Source organism: Pseudomonas sp. ABFPK (assembly GCF_001586765.1).
GTDB lineage: Bacteria > Pseudomonadota > Gammaproteobacteria > Pseudomonadales > Pseudomonadaceae > Aquipseudomonas > Aquipseudomonas asiatica.
Window position 1 is genome coordinate 1 of the sequence record NZ_LQXW01000048.1, and the last position, 17,115, is coordinate 17,115.

Here is a 17,115-nt window from a genome sequence, read left to right on the forward strand (position 1 = left end):
GCATGGTTTCCAGAGGATAGGGTTTTCTACCGCCGCCGGCCTTGGGGTAGAACGGTTCGATCAGCTCCAGCAGGCCTGCCCAGGGCACCACCTGATCCATTTCGGCGAGGAAGCGCTCTCGGCGGGTTTGCTTGCGCTTGCCGGCGTACTCAAAGTCGGAAAAGCTCATCTGGCTCATGGGCGGCTCGGATCAGGTGTTGCGGGGATTCTCGCATAACTGAAGGCTTGTTCGGAGATTCCCTAGTGATCGGACAAGTCTTCGCCTGGGTGGTCACCGGATCAATATCGAACTCACGTGCGGGATACCAGTAGCCGCTTAGGCGGTAGTAGCCCAGCTGAGCCAGCTTGCGCTCGGCTCGAACCGGATCGGCGACGTGCATCCTGCGCTGCTGGATGAGAGCCACGAGGTCTGGATAGGTTCGAAAAGGTTTCGGAGCCAGCAAAATCCATTTCCCAGAAATAAGAAGGCCCGAACGTAATGCCGGACTAAGCCAGCACCAGAGGATCGGGCGCGATTGAGATCATCATGCCGATCGTATCATTCGTCGTCAACCAAAATCGGTTGACGAAAAGTCACATCGAGATCGACGCCAAAACGGTGAGCGCAAAAGCCATCGCATTCGTCGACGAGTTTTGAGGGGATCGAAATCACTGCCCAATCCCGATAGGTTTACTCAAACGCCCCGGACCGCTACCTGCCTTAACCCTCAAGACAGAGCAGCGACACATTGGCTCGCTTGATCATATCGATCAGCTCCGCTGAGCTCACAAGCCCACAGGCATGCAGGTGCTCCGCTGCCTGGATTGCATTGTCGTAGCACCCCTCATCCCGGAAGTTGACGCCCAAGTAAACCGCTATCCACTTACGTAATGCATGCGATTCTTGTTCTCGATACGTCATTCAGATCTCCTCCACGGCGGAAAGCTTTTCTTACCTCAAAAAATTCTACGACACCCAGATAAGTATTTCTTGAGGCAGGCCCTACCTTGATCTCGGCATCCTGACGCCCATAGTCAGTCTTGCCAGAGCCCAGCCGTGAACAAGCCATTCCTCCTCCTTGCATCTCCTCGCCGAATCCTGCTTGGCGCGCTGATCAGCGTCAGCGGCGGCTTTTCACTCACACCCACCGCCATGGCGGCCAGCGCATCCGAACAGGCCAACATCGAGGTGATGATCCGCCAACTGAATGCACTGGAGGACTCAGCACGGCGCAGCGCCACGATCGCCAGCGAACCTGGTGAGCGCTATCACTTCGACTATGAACGTCTGGCCGGCGACATCCAGCGCGTTCGCCAGGGCCTGCAGGAGTACCTGACCCCAAGTCGCGCACAGCCGCGGGATCCGGTAGAGCTGGCGGGCAAATACACCCTCACTGGCGGGCGAATGCCATGAGCATGAGCGGCACTCAAGTCGCAGCTTTCAACGCTGCCAGCGGCATCACCCCCCAAGCCAGCACCGTGCTGTTCGTAGGCACAGTCATCGCACTCTCGACCCTCTGGGGTGCCTGGGCGCTGTACAGCATCTATCGAGGCTGGGCCACCCAAAACATTGACAGAAACACCGCCGGCGCGGCGACCGTCAAGGTCTTCGTTCTTCTACTCATCCTTTCCGCACTCGTTCTCAGCTAGCCAAAAAGGAGCTACACGATGTCCCTGAAAACAAACTTCAAACCCGCCGCATGCGTGGCAACAGCAGCAATAGCTTCACTGCCAGGATTGGCAGCGGCAGCGTTACCTGGCGCTCAAGCTCCGACTCGAGGTGAAGGAACAAGCTGGCTTCAAACCCTCCAAAACTATGGGTACGACGGATTCATGCTCTTAGGGTTGATCTTGCTCGGGGGCATGATGGTCGGAGTCGCATCACACGCTTTCGGCGTTTATCACGAGATTCATGAGGGTAAAAAGAAATGGCGGGATTTGGGCCTGACAGCCGTGGTGGGCGTCTGTTTGGTCGGTATCGGCGTCTTCATGGTCACCAAGGCGACCGGAGTTCTCTGAACAGGTAATGAACCATGGCCGAAACCTTTTACCTCAAGGACGGGACGCTCGACTTTCTTCCTCACAACCTGAATAGGCAGCCCATCATCATGGGCGGTCTTACAGCGGATGAAATGTGGGGAACCGTTGCAGTCTGCAGCGGTATTGGTCTGCTCCTAGGCATCCCTGTGTCGATCTTATTCAGCAACCCTGCCCTCTTCATCGTAGGCGCCCTAATAGGGGGAGTACTGGGGTTAACGATAGCAAGCCGAATCCTACGGAAGATGAAAAGGGGTCGGCCTGATACATGGTTCTACCGCCAACTCCAGTTCTACATGGCTCAACACCTCCCCTTCCTCGGTGGCCCCAAACTGGTCACCCGGAAGGGCGCGTGGACTTGCCGTCGGTCAGGAAAGTAGGGATCTCATGAGTTTTCGAAAACGAGTGGATGCTCAGCAGGCACACATCCTCAGCTTGCGAATCGCGGTCATTGTGCTGGGCGCAGTCAGTCTGTTTGCGTTCTACGGCTGGCATAATGCCCCCGAAGACCTGACCGTGCATGTGCCGCCGGACCTCCGCTCCGGCAGTACTCGCAAATGGTGGGAAGTGCCGCCAGAGAATGTGTACGCCTTTGGGTTCTATATCTTCCAGCAGATGCAACGCTGGGAGAAGAATGGGGACGACGACTACCAGGACAACATCGAGCGCCTGGCCTCCTACGTGACCCCTGGCTGCAAGGAATACTTGCAGAAAGACTACGAGATGCGCCGTAACGCCGGTGAGCTGCGTCGCCGTGAGCGGAACGTCTCGGAAATCCCAGGCCACGGGCTGACCGACCCTGGCGTGCTGCGCGTAGAAGAAATCGGAATCAACGATTGGACAGTCAATCTGGATCTGCTCGCTGACGAGTCGGTGAACGGGGAGCGGGTCAAGCGCGCCATGACTCGCTACCCACTGTCCATTGTCCGTGCCGACGTCAACCCAGAGAAAAATCCGTTCGGGTTGATGTGGAACTGCTATGCCTCCAACCCGCAACGCATCGAGGTTGATCTGCAAGCCGCCGGGGTGAAGCCATGAACCTGCGCACCTGGCTCCTTGCTCTGGGCCTCTTCGCAGTTGCCGATGTGAAAGCGGTAGAGCTGCTGCAGTGGGACCGTATCCCCATGGCAATCCCGCTGATTGTCGGGCAAGAGCGCATTGTGTTCGTCGATCAAAACGTGCGCGTCGGCATGCCTCCCCAGCTTGTCGGCATGCTGCGCGTCCAGAGCACCGGTGGCGCGGTCTACCTCCTGGCCAGCCAGGAAATACCACCGACCCGGCTCCAGCTGCAGAACGTGGCCACCGGCGAGATCATGCTGGTGGACATCGCCGCGACACCAGCAGCAGAAGGCCAAGCCAAGCTCGAGCCCGCGAAGATCGTCGCGGGTGCGGCCCCTTCCACCTACTACGGCGATACCTCCTCCACACGAGCGCCCACGAAACGATCCGGGACGTCGGATGAAGAGGAGGATGTTCCACCAGCACCTCGCCATGAGACGCCTGCGCCGGTTGCCCTTACCCGCTATGCAGCACAAATGCTTTACGCCCCATTGCGGACCGTTGAGCCCGTCGCCGGCATCAGCCAGGTGCGTGTTGACCGAGCACTGGATCTCAGCACCTTGTTGCCGGTGTTGCCGGTGGAGGCATCAGTGCTGGGAGCTTGGCGCCTCGACAACAGTTATGTCACTGCGGTCAAGCTGAGGAACCTGAGCGCCCAGCAGCTGACGATGAATGCAACAGAGCTGATGGGAAACTTCGCCACAGCGACATTCCAGCACCCGTACCTTGGGGCTCGCGGAAACGCCAGCGATACCACCACGCTTTACCTGGTCACTCAAGGAAAGAGTCTGAAAGAGGCCCTGCTACCGTCCTCGGTCAGCCAAATTGATCCGAAAGCAGGAGGGCGCCGTGGGCAGTCTGAAAAGTAATCCACTCCTCAAGTACCTGCTCATCCCGCTGCTGATCGTCGCGCTGATCATCCTGTTTAAGGGGGGGAGCAAGAAAGACGAAGCGGCGGTTCCTGAAGAAGAGACGATCAAAATCGGAAGCGACACTGCCCGCAAGCTTGGGGTGGACGGTGATACCCCCGCCGACACCCTCCGCACAGTCGTAGCTGAAAGCCGGGAGGTGAAGGAGCAGATCGCGAAGGTACTGACCGACAACAAAGAACTCAAGGACCAGAACACAGAACTCCAGCAGCGGCTCTCCCGCATAGATCAAAACGTCGACAGCAAGTTGAATGACGCTAAGAGCGAGCTGCAGGAACAGGTTAAAAACCAGAGTATGGGGCTACTGGACCAGTTCCAGCGTCAGTTGGATAACTTGTCGCAGCCCCCCAATACCGCTGGGCAGGATCTGCCCATCGGGTTTGGCGTGCAACCAGGTGACGGCGCGGGTTTCGACAAAGGTACGAAGTCCAATGGACTCGTGTGGGTTGAGCCGACCGATGCCACTGCCGTGGACGCTAACGGTAAACCACTTCAGCCGGGCTCCGCCCAGGCGGCCAGCGGCTTCAACTTTCCCACCAGCTTTGGCAACACCCTGGACAAAGGCCAGGCCGTTCTAGACGCAACAGCGCAGAACGTCGGTGCTGAGATGTCTCCCCAAGATGCCCGCAAGCAAGTACGCAAAGCCTATACCTTGCCCCAGAACTCGACGTTGATGGGGTCGGTGGCCATGTCAGCGCTCATTGGCCGGATCCCGATCGATGGAACAGTCAATGACCCCTTCCCTTTCAAAGTCCTGATCGGTCCGGACAACCTCACCGCGAACGGTATCGAGCTCCCTGACGTCGTCGGTGCTGTCGCCAGCGGTACCGCATCGGGCGACTGGACGTTGTCTTGTGTGCGCGGACAAGTACGGAGCCTGACCTTCGTGTTCGCCGACGGCACGGTCCGATCGTTCCCTGCCCCGGCAGAAGAGGCCAACGGCAGCCAGAACAACAACCAGAACAGCAGCAACGGGAACGGGCAACCTGCGATCCAGGGCGGACTCGGCTGGATCAGCGACTCCTATGGCATCCCTTGCATATCCGGTGAGCGCCGCTCCAACGCCAAGGAATACCTGACCAACCAATCCCTGGTGACAGCAGCGGGCGCCGGGATCGCCAAGCTGCTGAAAACCGATGAGCAGAACAACTCGACGACTTTCAGCAGCGGGGGGACGTCATTCGGTACCACGGGCTCCTCGGGGAATTCCGCCATGGGCTCCATCCTCACCGGCGGGGTCAGCGATATCCGATCCTGGATGAACAAACTCTACGGCGAAGCGTTCGCCGCCGTATACGTCCAGCCCGGGGCGAAGGTCGCCGTGCATCTGGACCAGCAGCTCGCCATCGACTACGAAATCAAAGGCCGCAAGGTCGATTACAACGCCGGAGCCAACCATGTATCCGCAAACCTGGACTAAACCCCACCTGCAGGCCGGGGCCTGGCTCGTGCTCACCCTCACTCTAGGCGGGTGCACGACTGACAAAGACGATCTGCTCCCCCACGGGGAAGCCAACATGATGGACGTTTGGCAACACGGCGCGTCTGGCGGGAGCTCTGGCAGTTCCAATAGCAGAATGCTACTGGATGCGCGCCAAGAGCTTCGGCGACCGCTCAATGAGGCCCAGGTGGCTCACCAACAGGCAAGTGCTGACGCCTTCACCCGCACGCCCCAGAACGAAATTTACAGTCAGTTCAAGCGCCTGCCGAACCCTGACCTGGTGATGTACGTGTTCCCGCACCTGGCTGGTACGGATCCGGTTCCAGTCCCGGGCTACACCACGGTGTTCCCGATGTATCAACGGGTGCAGTACGCCATGCCAGGCGAGCGGACGGAGGAGTACTGATGCAATTCATCAGCAAATTGCTGGGCAAAGGCCCTGCAACGCCTATCGAGCCCGTGCTCGACCAGACAACCACCGATCCCAACCCTGCTGACGACTATCCCGCAACGGCCAGTACGGCCATAAACGAAGAGGACCGCCTGGCTGCGAATGAGAGGTACATCGCCCGCCTGGAGTCGATGGGCATCCCTTCCCCCATCGACTGGCATAATCCTAAACGTCGGCCGGCGACTAAAGCTGACGCGTCGAGGATGTATGAGGTCAACCCGTCGTTCGTGGACATGCTGCCATGGGCAGAATACTTGCCCGAGGATGAAGCCATGCTCCTCGAGGATGGCATTTCCAGGGCGGCGTTTTTCGAGTTGGTCCCGATCGGCACCGAAGGGCGCTCCGACGACTGGCTTCAACAAGCTCGCGATGCCTTGCAAGGTGTCCTACAGGACAGTTTCGACGAACTGGAGAGCTCCCATTGGGTGGTCCAGCTCTACGCCCAGGACGAAACGGACTGGGGGGACTACCTGCAAAAACTCCGGGCGTACGTCCAGCCGCGAGCTGAAAACACGGATTTCACTAAGCTATACCTCGCGCTGTTCCGCCACCACCTCGAGTCCATCTCCAAGCCGGGTGGGTTGTTCGTCGACACGGCCGTCAGCAACCTCCCGTGGCGTGGGCAGAACCGAAAAGTCCGCCTGGTGGTGTACCGCCGGGTAAAGAAACAGGACCTCGTGGTTCGCGGACAGGATCCTGCCGCCTACCTCAAGGCAATCTGCGACCGTCTTAAAGGATCCCTTGCCAATGCCGGCGTTACAACCAAACGCATGGATGGCCACACGATCAAGCGCTGGCTTATTGGCTGGTTCAACCCACACCCTGATCATCTGGGCTCGACCGATCGCGATATTCGTCGATTCTACGACACGGTTTGTCAACCACCCCGCGAGCTTGATCAAGGTGAGCTGCCGCTGGCCAGCGGTACCGACTTTTCGGAGAACTTGTTCTACCGAGAACCACGTTCGGATGTCGAAAGCGGCCTTTGGTCGTTCGACGGCATGCCGCACCGAGTTGTGATACTCGATCGCCTGAAAAATCCCCCCCTCACCGGCCACCTGACCGGTGAGACCAAGCAGGCAGATTCATTGAACTCACTGTTCGACCGCCTCCCTGAGGATACCGTGCTGTGCATCACCATGGTGCCGACCCCGCAGGACCTGCTGGAAGGGCATCTTGAACAACTCTCCAGGAAGGCCATCGGCGACACCCAGGCATCCAGCCACACCCGGGATGACGTTAAAACGGCACGGTCCATCCTCGGGCGCAAGCACAAGCTCTACAGGGGCAGTGTTGCTTTCTTCCTCCGTGGTCAGAGTAAAGCCGTGCTCGAGGAACGCACGACCAGCTTGTGCAACGTCCTCCTCGGTGCCGGCATGCAACCAGTCCAGCCACAGGACGAAGTAGCTCCCCTGAACAGCTACCTGCGGTGGTTACCCTGCAATTTTGACCCGAATGAAAACCGCGCCTTGGAATGGTACACGCAGCTGATGTTCACCCAGCACATCGCGAACCTTGCCCCGGTATGGGGGCGCTCCACTGGCACAGGTAACCCAGGTTTCACGCTGTCCAACAGAGGAGGTGCAACGCTGACCTTCGACCCGTTGAACAAGCTCGACCGCCAGATGAACGCCCACCTGTTCTTGTTCGGGCCCACCGGCGCGGGTAAGTCTGCAACAGCCAACTACCTGATCATGCAAGCGATCGCACTTTACCGCCCAAGGTTCTTCATCATCGAGGCCGGCAACAGCTTCGGCCTGCTGGGTGATTTCGCCAAGAGGCTCGGCCTGACCGTTAACCGAGTGCGGCTCGCCCCTGGCAGCGGCGTGAGTCTTGCCCCGTTCGTAGACGCGGTGCAACTCATCAAAAACAAGGACCAGGTCAAGGTCCTGGATGCGTCGGACGTGGATGCTTCGGACCAACACCTGGCCGACGCCCTGGCGGGAATGGAGGACGAACAGCGGGACATCTTGGGCGAGCTTGAGATCACTGCCCGCCTGATGATCACCGGCGGCGAGTCGAAGGAAGATGCTCGACTCACTCGGGCTGACCGCAGCGCCATCCGCCAGTGCATCCTCAACGCGGCGGAGCTGTGTGTCAGCGAGAACCGTCCAGTGCTCACTGAAGATATCAGCGCAGCACTGCATGCGATGGCCTGCGACAACAAACTCCCCGAAAGCCGGCGCAACCGGTTCATGGAGATGGCCGAGGCCATGGGGATGTTCACCATGGGCACGGAAGCCGAGATGTTCAACTGTCCTGGTACGGCCTGGCCGGAAGCTGACATCACAATCGTCGATCTGGCTACCTACGCCCGTGAGGGCTATCAGGCCCAGATGGCCATCGCCTACATCTCGCTGCTGAACTCCATCAACAACATTGCGGAGCGGGACCAGTTCAAAGGTCGACCACTGATTGCCTTCACAGACGAAGGTCACATCCCATTGAAGGTGCCACTCCTCTCGCCGTACTCGGTGAAAATCACCAAGATGTGGCGAAAACTGGGTGCCTGGTACTGGATGGCAACCCAGAACGTCGACGACATCCCCCCAGAAGCATCCGCGCTGCTCAATATGATCGAGTGGTGGATCTGTTTGAACATGCCGCCCGACGAGGTGGAGAAGATCGCGCGGTTCCGTGAACTCACCCCTGCACAGAAGACGATGATGCTCTCAGCAAGGAAGGAAAACGGCAAGTTCACCGAGGGGATCGTCCTGGCCAAGCGGATCGAGATGCTGTTCCGGGTGGTGCCGCCCAGCTTGTGTCTTGCCCTGGCTATGACCGAGCCAGAAGAAAAGCGGCAACGTTACGAAACCATGCAGGCGCTCGGCTGCGATGAATTACACGCCGCACTGCAGGTAGCCGCAGACTTGGACCGGAAACGCGGTATCACCCCCTTCCCAATCACCTTTCCCGAACACAAGAAGGCCGTGGAGCGCGTGGCATGAGAGTCATGAATACCCTGACCCAGAACATCATTGATAGCCTGACCCAGCTACTAAAAGATCCAGGCCACGACACCCTTCAATCGTTGTCGGTTTGCGCACCGGTGCTCATTGATGAGCTGCAACAGATCAAAATTAATGCCCTCGATCGTCGAGACATCATGCCCCTGATCCAGGGCGTATTGGCTGATTGGCTGAAACAGCACCCTCAACCCGAAGGGGCCATTCACGATCTCCAAGTCGCCTTGCAGAGGCTCGGCCAACTTGCCGACCATTCTGTCGATCTGGGGGACAAGCATGAGTAAACGTAGGTTCAGCCTCATCTTGCTCTGCACCATTGTGATCACGGGCCTCGGTGCCGACTGGCAGTTGGCAAAGAACAGTAACGTGAGAAGCCCCGATGAGACTTGGTTCTTCGGCCCATCGAATGCCAGGTGGGTGATAACTGAGTACGCCGACCTGGAATGCCCGTATTGCAGGGCATACACACCGAAACTGAAGCAATGGGTGAGTGGGCAAGAGAACGTCAAGCTCGCATGGCACCACTTCCCGCTTGATATCCATGGCGTTGCTGCACTATCGGAGGCACGACTCGTTCAATGCGCAGGTTACTTAGGGGGGGCACAGGTGTTCTGGCAGGCGATCGAATTGGTTCTGCTGCAGACACGGGGTGATGGACAGGGCCTGCCTGAAGATTTGGAGGTGCCGGGAGTATCCAGCGAGTCCCTTTCCAGTTGCGCTAGGACAAACATGGACATCCGTGGAATTGTTGAGAGACAGCGGGCTACGGCCAAGAGCCACGGCATTGCCGCAACCCCAACGATCGAGGTCACTGACAGTCTGACGGGGCACAGCATTCGCCTGGAGGGCCCGGTAGACAGCGCCGCGCTGCTGTCGGTTATAGATGCCCTTGCCGCCCAGGCCTCACTGCGCAAGGAGTGGGCAAGGTAATGATCAAGCTCACGGTCTCGCGCACCGACAACAATGACGAAGAAAGCAATCTGCCAAGCAGATTCTTTCCAAGCGCAGGTTCTGGCCATGGATGGTTTCAGCTTGAGCCGGCCGGGGAAGAGTTCCCCTCACACACTGAGCTAAGTTGGGCTCTCCAGGAGTGGAATGACGACTGCGTGCTCATGGACTACGACGCGACCATAGGCAAAGGACGGTTCGTAATCGTCGACTGGTATGCCCCAGCCCCCGGGACCGTGATCGAGCTGCAGCGCGATATGAATCTGGAAGAACTTGATCCTGGTGGCGAGGAATGGTTCGACTAGCTCACACCTCTAACGCTCTGCTTAGCCCCCCGCGCCTACTGCCTGAGAAATCCAAGCACCGTCAGATATCTATTTCCTACTGCGCCTAAAGCGCCGATCCGTTTTCCTGTATCGCCCCCCCTACTTCAGGTGCAGTCCCATGTTGGATATCCCTCCGCCTTCATCGCGAGCAGTGCTATTGCTCGTCGTCGCCTTGGCCAACGGCACCGCGTATGCCGAGACCTGGGCCATCACAGACACAGCGCACCCGCTGAGCTCCGTGCCAGCAGATGTGCGTGTCATAAAGCTCGATGAACAGCAGCGCATCGAGGAAAAGTTATCCAGGAAGTTACCACCCAACCCGCACCAGGCCGCTCTCGCCGCTAAGCAACTGATGGCCACCCCGGCCGGAGCTGACCTGATGCAACAACTGGCTGCCGCTCAGCAGGGCAATGCCGATGCCTGGAGTGTCGGGGTCTCGAAGGTGCCGGCAGTCGTTGTTGATCGCCGGTATGTGGTGTACGGCCAACCCGACGTGGCTGCAGCCATTCAGACAATCAACCAAGCAAGGGAGCGATGATGAGACGAATCTCGCGACTCACCCTGGCTGGATTCCTAACTTCGGCGCTACCTTGCTCTGCCTCCGCGGCCATCAGTTCGGCGGCGATTCTCGCCTCTTCCATCTCGCCAACCTGCCTGGAATACAAAGTAGTCGGCATCTGCTATTGGCTGCTCTGCACCCCTTTTGGCTGCACGGTCAAAACCTCCACCAAGGTCCGGCACTACATCCCGGACGCGGTGGTGTCCGCCTATGCAAACACAGGCGGGAATCCCTGGGCAGAGGTAAGCCCCATGGGAGCGCCTAATGCAACAGCGCAGGCAGGCAATGATGGGACTACCAACCACAACGCCGAGAACAACATCACTAAATTCAAGGAAGCTGACGTTGTCGGTCACCCTGGAGCTGAGGTGTTCAGCCGGTTCGTCAGCTCTTATGGCTACTCATGCCACGGCGCGACCACCCCATACGTGCCCTACATGCTCAGCACGCTGGACACCCTCGCATGGCGGTACGGGGTGCCCGAATCCGTCTATCCAGAGGCCCTAATCCCCGGTATGCGTGAAGTCGGGGGACTTCTCTCAACCGACATGTGGGGAAGCATCTACCCACGGAGCGGGTTCATCCACCAGGTCGACGACTTCAAGGCCGGTGCAGTCATCGCCCAGCGCGTCGGTGACATCACGACCCGCGTAGGACAACCCCACGTGTACCAACCGATGCTCGCCCAACCGGAGCCGGGCTACTGGCCTGCCGGGGAACTGAAGGAGGGTGATGCCAGCACAGGCAAGTGGCAGGAACTCACGCCAACCATCAGCCCCTCCTGCGCCGTGTTCCCCTCCCCCGGCCCCAATGCCGAAGCGGTCGACGAAGCCTATGCCTGGGCACTGTGGCGGCCCTATTCATGCTGCCAGCGCAGGGGCCAAACCTTCCTAGGAAGCACTGACTTCCAATGAGAGATGACCTGGAGAGCTATATGAACAAATTAACCATCGCCATCATTCTCGCTGCTGGCATGGGCAGTACCTGGTGCATGGCTGAGGCCGCCGACCCAATCAAGGTGGAGGCCCAGGGCAACGTGCTCGGGGACGACGTGCTCTACAGTATCGGCGGTGGCAGCGCTGTCCAGATGGGCAGCGCAGGCCAGATGGAAAGCATCACCGTCGGCGCCGGCTGGCAGAACAACCTGATCTGCGGAAACATGGACCTCAGCAACACTCTGCAGAACCAGCTGAACGGCGCAACGCAAGGCTTCCAACAGATCATGAGCAGCGTCATCCAGAACGCGACCGGCGCTGTCACGTCATTGCCGGCACTGATCCTGCAACGGGCAAATCCTGCCCTCTACAACCTACTGACCAACGGTATCCTGCAGGCGCGCCTCGACTACGACCGATCGAAGGGAACCTGCAGGGCGATGGCCGAGCGGATGGCCGACATTGCCGGTGGCCAGATGGGCTGGGGCAAGGTTGCCGAGGGCCAGAAGATGGGGCAAGCCCTGGCATCCAGCAACGATGCCGTGGCAGTGGTCGACAAGGTCGAGGAAGCACCAGGATCGAATGGCGTGACCTGGGTCGGCGGTAAACAGGCCGGTGGCAATGGGCAGCAGCCCATCAAGGTGGTTGGGGACGTCGCCAAAGCAGGCTACAACCTCCTCAACAACCGCGCAGCTCAGGACACCTCGAGCATCCCGCAGTCCAGCTGCTCCAATGGACTGGTATGCGGCAGTTGGGAGTCTCCGGCCGAAGCCGCCCAGTTCGCGAACCGGGTCCTGGGTGAGCAGCAGTTGCAGACCTGTGAAGGCTGCACTACCACCTCGACTCCGGGTGTGGGCTTGACGCCGCTCATCCAGGAAGCATACGACAAGAAGCTCGCGGCCTTGCAAGAGCTTTTGAAGCCCGGGACACAGATCACCTCCGAGAAGCTACGTGAGGCAAGCAGCGACTCCCTCCCCATTACCCGCGGCGTGGTTACAGCCCTTCGTGACGAGCGGGATCAGGCTGTGTTGGCCTCTCGCCTGGCATCCGAGGTCGCCCTTGCTGATGTTCTGGAGAAAGCTCTGCTGCTGCAACGCATGCTAATCACCGGAAGCAGGGAGCCGAACGTAAGCATGAATAAGCTCGCAGTGGAAGCGACCCTTGGACAGGTCGACAACCTTCAATTGCTGATCACGAACCTGAAGACCGAGCTCGACATGCGGCAGCAACTCGCCAACAACTCCCCGATGAAGATCATCGAGCGCAGCAAGTCGCGCGCCGAAAACTCCCGCTCGATTTACGAAGCGGCGCCTGAACAGGATCGCCTGCTTCAGCTGCAGAAGCCTGCCGGCAAGGAGTGACCATGATGGAAGATGTCGAGAAACAAGTCCACCCAATCAAAGTTCTGCTGGGAGGCGTGGTATTGAGCGTCGTGATGATGCTGCTGAGTGTTTTGCTCGGCATCATCGCGGTCAAATATCTGGGCGTCTTCGACACCTGGTTGAAGTGGCGTGAAGGCAATTACTTACCACTGTTGCTGTGGCGACTTGCGCTCTACGGCAGCATCGTCTTCGCCTGGGTGAAGCTCAAGGCGCGCCTGCCTGGAAACGAGGAAGGTCTGTCATCCAAGGGGGTTCAACGGATCGAGCTCCTGATACTCCTGTTGTTCGTGATCATCGAGATCTCGAAGGCGCCAATCACCTGGTCGGAGGTCCTGTGACGCTCTACACGAACGACTACCTAGAGTATTACCTCACCCTGGTAGGGTGGATCATCAACAACGGGATCTGGGACATGATTTCGGACACGGGCCTGTTCGCCCTGCCCTTCATCATCATCGTGGCTCGTGAATGGATCAAGGTAAGAGGTGAAGGCGCTGACGAGGGCAACAAGGGTGTGCTGTCCCTGGCTCGCATTGAAACCCAGCTATACGTCGGGTATGTAGTCGTTTCACTGTGTGCTGTGCCAGCCATCTCCGTGGGGTTTGACACTCTGCAGTTCGACCAGGCGCGAGGGAAGCAGTGCCAGGTTCTGACGCCAGCACCTTCGGAGACAGGCTGGAACACGACCTTCAGCTCGTTGGCCGGCAAGAGTGCGAAGGTGCCAGTATGGTGGGCGCTCGTACACGCGCTTTCCAAGGGATTGAATAGCGGTGCTGTAGCAGCAATCCCATGCGGTACCGATCTCAGGCAAATGCGCATGGAGGTCGACGCAATGAGGATCGGCAATCCCCTGCTCGCGCAGGAGGTGGCAGACTTCACCCATGATTGCTTCGGTCCTTCCCGTGCGCGCTTGTTCATGCGTCAGCCCGACATAGGGTCGATCGCCAAAGACCAGAAGGCCCTGCAGGACCTGAACTGGATCGGATCCCACTACCTGCTGAACACGGCTGGTTACTACGACACGGATTACTCCAGAACACCCCGTACATCCTGGCCGTATGACTCGAAACGCGATGACGGCATGCCTCAGGTGACAGGTGGTGGGGGCTACCCCAACTGCAAGCAGTGGTGGTCAGACGGGAACATCGGACTCCGGGACCGACTGAAAGCGCAAGTCGATCCTAGTCTGCTGAGTCAATTCCTCGGGTGGGCAAAATGGCTGTCCCAAGAAGAAGTCACCGACTCGATGATTCGCCAGCTCGTATCGCCATCCAGCCAGGTCAACGGCGACGTCTACACCGACTATGGCGGGCAGATCGATGGAACGGCCTGGAATGGCCTTGCTCGTGCCGGGGGAACATTGGGGGTTGCTGTTGGATCTCTGGCCTTCTTTCCCGCTATGGATATGGTGCGCCAAGCCTTACCGATGGTAGTGGCCTTCCTCAAGATGGCCATGGTCATCAGCATTCCACTGGTACTGATAATCGGTGCATATCAACTGAAAGTTGCCATGACCATGTCAGTTACAATGTTTGCTTTAATATTTGTAGATTTCTGGTTCCAGCTGGCGAGATGGGTCGACAGCACCATCATCGACGTTTTGTATGGCTCGGGCTCACCGCACTTATCTTTTGATCCAGTTATGGGCTTGAACACCACTACCCAAGACGCGATTCTTAACTTCGTCATGGGTTCGATGTTCATCATTCTCCCCACGTTTTGGATAGTTGCTCTCGGCTGGGCCGGGGTACAAACGGGGAACATTATCGGAGGGCTTACCAACGGAACGAAAGACATTCAACAGGCTGGGGGACAAGTGGCAAGTGTTGCTAAGGACGCTATAAAATCTACTTCAACATAAATGAGTATGGCCAGAAACCTGGCCATAACTTATGACTGCATCAGTCTTTGAAGTGCATATTGTAATCAGGGTGCTCGTGCTCACCATAGAAAGGTGCTCGGTACGAATCATCGTCGGATTCGCGAACATGAGCGTCATCCTTCAACATGCCTGAAAGCAGGCTGGACTTCCCGGCTGACAAAGCCCAAAACAATAGTCCAAAACAACCAACGGTTAATAGCGAACCAACAATTGCGCTCACTGAATTGATTAGGATCAGAGCCAGGGTGCCGAAAACCACCCCTCTTTTGCCCCAACGAATCAGAGTGTTCTCGTCGAAGAGACAGAAGCGTGCCATTGCACCAAAGGCCCGGCCAAAGCGGAAGGCAATCGATCGTTTGGCTGATGAGGTCATACGCCATCTCCCTGCTCTGTGAAAGCACCTGGCCATCAGGTATACGACAGCTTTGGCATTTTCGCAAGAGGTATGGCATAAAACGCCATCACCACTCAACAGGTTCATCCGCATGGCCACCCACAATGTCGTCGTTCCAAAGCCGATGGAGCAGTCCATTGATGATCTAGTCAACACTGGTCGATATCAAAACTTCAGCGAAGTCGTGCGCGCAGGCATCCGGATGCTGCTTGAGCATGAAGCAGCTGAGGCAGCCAGGCTCGAAGCGCTGCGGAACGCAACATCAGTGGGCATCATGCAGGTCGAAGCAGGCCAGTATGATGAAATCGATCCGGCCAATCTGGCAGCCTACCTGGACAATCTTGGAAGACTAGCGGGCGATAAAGCATGAGTAGAGTCATGGTTCGCATGTCACTCCAGGCATGCATCGACATCGCCGATACGCTTCGCTTCACTGAGGTGAGGCTCGGTCAGTCCGTCAAAAATCGGTACCAAGACCTGCTACAGGAAACGTTCCTCGCCCTAGCTGAGCAGCCGACGGCAGTATGCAGCAAAAAGCGTGATGAGATTTCTCCGGGGCTGCGCAGCCTGCATCTGTCATTCAACATGCTGCAAATGACTGACGGATGCGTGATCAGACCTAGACATATCGTGTTCTACCGAATTGGGACAGATCAAATCGTTGAGATACTCCGAGTCCTCCACGATGCTATGGAGGTGGCTCAGAATCTGAAACACCTGCATCAGCAGTAAAGGGTAAATGGCTCAACAGAAAATGGGCTTGAATGGATAATGGAATGGATCACAAGGGTAAAAGCCTTACCTGAAAGGGCTGAAAAACTGAAACGGCGTCAAGGAATTAATCGATGAGTTTCTTAGGGAAAATGGTCCGCCTTGCTACGGTACATCCCCCGTTCATAAACAGCATGAGCAAGGATTTTAGAGACGAAGCAAATGCAGCTTTCGCCGCAAAGCTTAAACGTAGCAAGTTATACATGATCGGGGCTAGGCCCCGGACAGAGTTTAGCGATGTACGAATCGTCGACACAGTAAATGACATTGCTCGGGTGGAAATTAAGCTAGCAGGAAAGACAGTTGACTGGGGCTATATTAATCTACAAGCAAATGTACCCCTTGGGGGAGCTGTACATGCGGCCTGGGACGACCAAATAATTCAGATCGGACACAACCGTCCAGCTCCTGGTGAGAAGATGCACTCACACACCTGGTATACCCCCGATTCAGTATACTGGGAAAAATCTAGGGGCAACCCAAACTTACAAGGATTCAACAATCACGCTATCGTTTGTAACTACGATTTACTCTATGTTGGGATAGCAAACAAGCAGGATAGTTTCGAGCGCTTGTTAAATAAAGCTCATCAAGGTCGCGTGGAGATCCTTACAGAAGAACAGATTCGCTACCCAACCCCATCGAATCGAGTTTCAGACGAAATCGTCTTATTTTTCTTCGACATTGACCCAGTCGTGATTCAGACATGGGCGCCTGAGGATGAAATGGATGACATGGTTTCGGATATTAATAGCTCGCGCACTATAGCAGATGCCGAAAAAGCATTTGTTAGCCTACTGAAACCAGAGTACAACAATGTTCAGTTCAAAGAGTATCCAAGAGGAAAGGATGGCCTGTACGGTTCGGGCTTTAACGTCTATCAATACGTAATATTTGAAAACTTCACTTTTAACACACCATCTGGAACGTTTAAGGATTCTCCGATCAAGTCAGCACAGGCCATCTGACCTGTGCTGAAATAGCCCTCCGTCCAACTGCCCTCTACAAGCCCGCCATCCCATGAGCCAGATGAGCTTTTCCGATTTCGAGTACGCC

Annotated in this window: 22 protein-coding genes and 1 pseudogene; 20 read left to right on the forward strand and 3 right to left on the reverse strand. The window is 57.3% G+C overall.

The features are described 5' to 3' along the window. Together WM94_RS29675 and WM94_RS23600 are read right to left on the reverse strand one after the other, a co-directional pair. Positions 1-178, reverse strand: a pseudogene (locus WM94_RS29675) (IS5/IS1182 family transposase); the annotation flags it as partial. Positions 179-700: 522 nt separating this feature from the next. Continuing rightward, a complete protein-coding gene (locus WM94_RS23600; protein WP_060495300.1) occupies positions 701-901 on the reverse strand; it encodes a hypothetical protein in 201 nt (66 codons plus the stop codon). A gap of 174 nt (positions 902-1,075) precedes the next feature. On the opposite strand from WM94_RS23600, the gene WM94_RS23605 reads away from it, so the two are divergent. The 17 genes from WM94_RS23605 to WM94_RS23685 all read left to right on the forward strand — a co-directional run bounded on the left by WM94_RS23605 (position 1,076) and on the right by WM94_RS23685 (position 14,873). Beyond that, positions 1,076-1,393: an RAQPRD family integrative conjugative element protein gene (locus WM94_RS23605; protein WP_256207046.1), complete on the forward strand. Its 318-nt coding sequence runs from the start codon at positions 1,076-1,078 to the stop codon at positions 1,391-1,393. After that, the gene (locus WM94_RS23610; RefSeq protein ID WP_060495298.1) at positions 1,390-1,629 is read left to right on the forward strand and encodes a TIGR03758 family integrating conjugative element protein; all 240 of its coding nucleotides are present in this window, start codon (positions 1,390-1,392) and stop codon (positions 1,627-1,629) included. The genes WM94_RS23605 and WM94_RS23610 overlap by 4 nt, the downstream gene beginning before the upstream one ends. 18 nt (positions 1,630-1,647) lie before the next feature. Next, a complete protein-coding gene (locus WM94_RS23615) occupies positions 1,648-1,998 on the forward strand; it encodes a TIGR03745 family integrating conjugative element membrane protein (protein WP_060495297.1) in 351 nt (116 codons plus the stop codon). Between the two features lie 14 nt (positions 1,999-2,012). Next, on the forward strand, positions 2,013-2,396 hold the full coding sequence (locus WM94_RS23620) for a TIGR03750 family conjugal transfer protein (protein WP_060495296.1): 384 nt from the start codon (positions 2,013-2,015) through the stop codon (positions 2,394-2,396). Between the two features lie 7 nt (positions 2,397-2,403). Next, positions 2,404-3,054, forward strand: a complete 651-nt coding sequence (locus tag WM94_RS23625) for a PFL_4703 family integrating conjugative element protein (RefSeq protein ID WP_060495295.1) — start codon at positions 2,404-2,406, stop codon at positions 3,052-3,054. After that, entirely contained in the window at positions 3,051-3,944 is an 894-nt protein-coding gene (locus WM94_RS23630; protein WP_061552243.1) for a TIGR03749 family integrating conjugative element protein, read from the forward strand. Before WM94_RS23625 ends, WM94_RS23630 begins: the two co-directional genes overlap by 4 nt. Further along, positions 3,925-5,424 carry a TIGR03752 family integrating conjugative element protein gene (locus WM94_RS23635; RefSeq protein WP_060495293.1) on the forward strand — a complete coding sequence of 500 codons (1,500 nt, stop codon included), beginning with the start codon at positions 3,925-3,927 and terminating at the stop codon, positions 5,422-5,424. Before WM94_RS23630 ends, WM94_RS23635 begins: the two co-directional genes overlap by 20 nt. After that, the gene (locus tag WM94_RS23640; protein ID WP_060495292.1) at positions 5,402-5,851 is read left to right on the forward strand and encodes a TIGR03751 family conjugal transfer lipoprotein; all 450 of its coding nucleotides are present in this window, start codon (positions 5,402-5,404) and stop codon (positions 5,849-5,851) included. Before WM94_RS23635 ends, WM94_RS23640 begins: the two co-directional genes overlap by 23 nt. Continuing rightward, positions 5,851-8,844, forward strand: coding sequence for a conjugative transfer ATPase (locus tag WM94_RS23645; RefSeq protein ID WP_082810631.1), 2,994 nt, complete (start codon positions 5,851-5,853; stop codon positions 8,842-8,844). Before WM94_RS23640 ends, WM94_RS23645 begins: the two co-directional genes overlap by 1 nt. Beyond that, positions 8,841-9,146 carry a hypothetical protein gene (locus WM94_RS23650; protein WP_061552244.1) on the forward strand — a complete coding sequence of 102 codons (306 nt, stop codon included), beginning with the start codon at positions 8,841-8,843 and terminating at the stop codon, positions 9,144-9,146. The genes WM94_RS23645 and WM94_RS23650 overlap by 4 nt, the downstream gene beginning before the upstream one ends. Next, entirely contained in the window at positions 9,139-9,792 is a 654-nt protein-coding gene (locus tag WM94_RS23655) for a thioredoxin domain-containing protein (RefSeq protein WP_061552245.1), read from the forward strand. The genes WM94_RS23650 and WM94_RS23655 overlap by 8 nt, the downstream gene beginning before the upstream one ends. Beyond that, positions 9,792-10,115 (forward strand): hypothetical protein, encoded by a 324-nt coding sequence (locus WM94_RS23660; RefSeq protein WP_061552246.1) that lies wholly within the window; start codon positions 9,792-9,794, stop codon positions 10,113-10,115. The genes WM94_RS23655 and WM94_RS23660 overlap by 1 nt, the downstream gene beginning before the upstream one ends. 139 nt (positions 10,116-10,254) lie before the next feature. After that, a complete protein-coding gene (locus tag WM94_RS23665; protein WP_082810632.1) occupies positions 10,255-10,674 on the forward strand; it encodes a TIGR03757 family integrating conjugative element protein in 420 nt (139 codons plus the stop codon). Further along, the gene (locus tag WM94_RS23670; RefSeq protein WP_060495290.1) at positions 10,674-11,609 is read left to right on the forward strand and encodes a TIGR03756 family integrating conjugative element protein; all 936 of its coding nucleotides are present in this window, start codon (positions 10,674-10,676) and stop codon (positions 11,607-11,609) included. Before WM94_RS23665 ends, WM94_RS23670 begins: the two co-directional genes overlap by 1 nt. A 20-nt stretch (positions 11,610-11,629) precedes the next feature. Next, positions 11,630-12,991, forward strand: coding sequence for an integrating conjugative element protein (locus WM94_RS23675; protein WP_060495289.1), 1,362 nt, complete (start codon positions 11,630-11,632; stop codon positions 12,989-12,991). Positions 12,992-12,993: 2 nt separating this feature from the next. After that, positions 12,994-13,350: a hypothetical protein gene (locus WM94_RS23680; RefSeq protein ID WP_060495288.1), complete on the forward strand. Its 357-nt coding sequence runs from the start codon at positions 12,994-12,996 to the stop codon at positions 13,348-13,350. Then, on the forward strand, positions 13,347-14,873 hold the full coding sequence (locus WM94_RS23685) for a conjugal transfer protein TraG N-terminal domain-containing protein (RefSeq protein ID WP_061552247.1): 1,527 nt from the start codon (positions 13,347-13,349) through the stop codon (positions 14,871-14,873). The genes WM94_RS23680 and WM94_RS23685 overlap by 4 nt, the downstream gene beginning before the upstream one ends. Before the next feature lie 40 nt (positions 14,874-14,913). On the opposite strand, the gene WM94_RS23690 is transcribed toward WM94_RS23685, so the two are convergent. After that, positions 14,914-15,267 (reverse strand): hypothetical protein, encoded by a 354-nt coding sequence (locus WM94_RS23690; protein WP_061552248.1) that lies wholly within the window; start codon positions 15,265-15,267, stop codon positions 14,914-14,916. A gap of 112 nt (positions 15,268-15,379) precedes the next feature. On the opposite strand from WM94_RS23690, the gene WM94_RS23695 reads away from it, so the two are divergent. The 3 genes from WM94_RS23695 to WM94_RS23705 all read left to right on the forward strand — a co-directional run bounded on the left by WM94_RS23695 (position 15,380) and on the right by WM94_RS23705 (position 17,027). Further along, positions 15,380-15,658 (forward strand): type II toxin-antitoxin system ParD family antitoxin, encoded by a 279-nt coding sequence (locus WM94_RS23695; protein WP_061552249.1) that lies wholly within the window; start codon positions 15,380-15,382, stop codon positions 15,656-15,658. An 8-nt stretch (positions 15,659-15,666) separates the two neighbouring features. Continuing rightward, the gene (locus WM94_RS23700) at positions 15,667-16,020 is read left to right on the forward strand and encodes a type II toxin-antitoxin system RelE/ParE family toxin (RefSeq protein WP_061552250.1); all 354 of its coding nucleotides are present in this window, start codon (positions 15,667-15,669) and stop codon (positions 16,018-16,020) included. 113 nt (positions 16,021-16,133) lie between these two features. Next, positions 16,134-17,027 (forward strand): hypothetical protein, encoded by an 894-nt coding sequence (locus WM94_RS23705; RefSeq protein WP_061552251.1) that lies wholly within the window; start codon positions 16,134-16,136, stop codon positions 17,025-17,027. Positions 17,028-17,115: the final 88 nt, after the last annotated feature.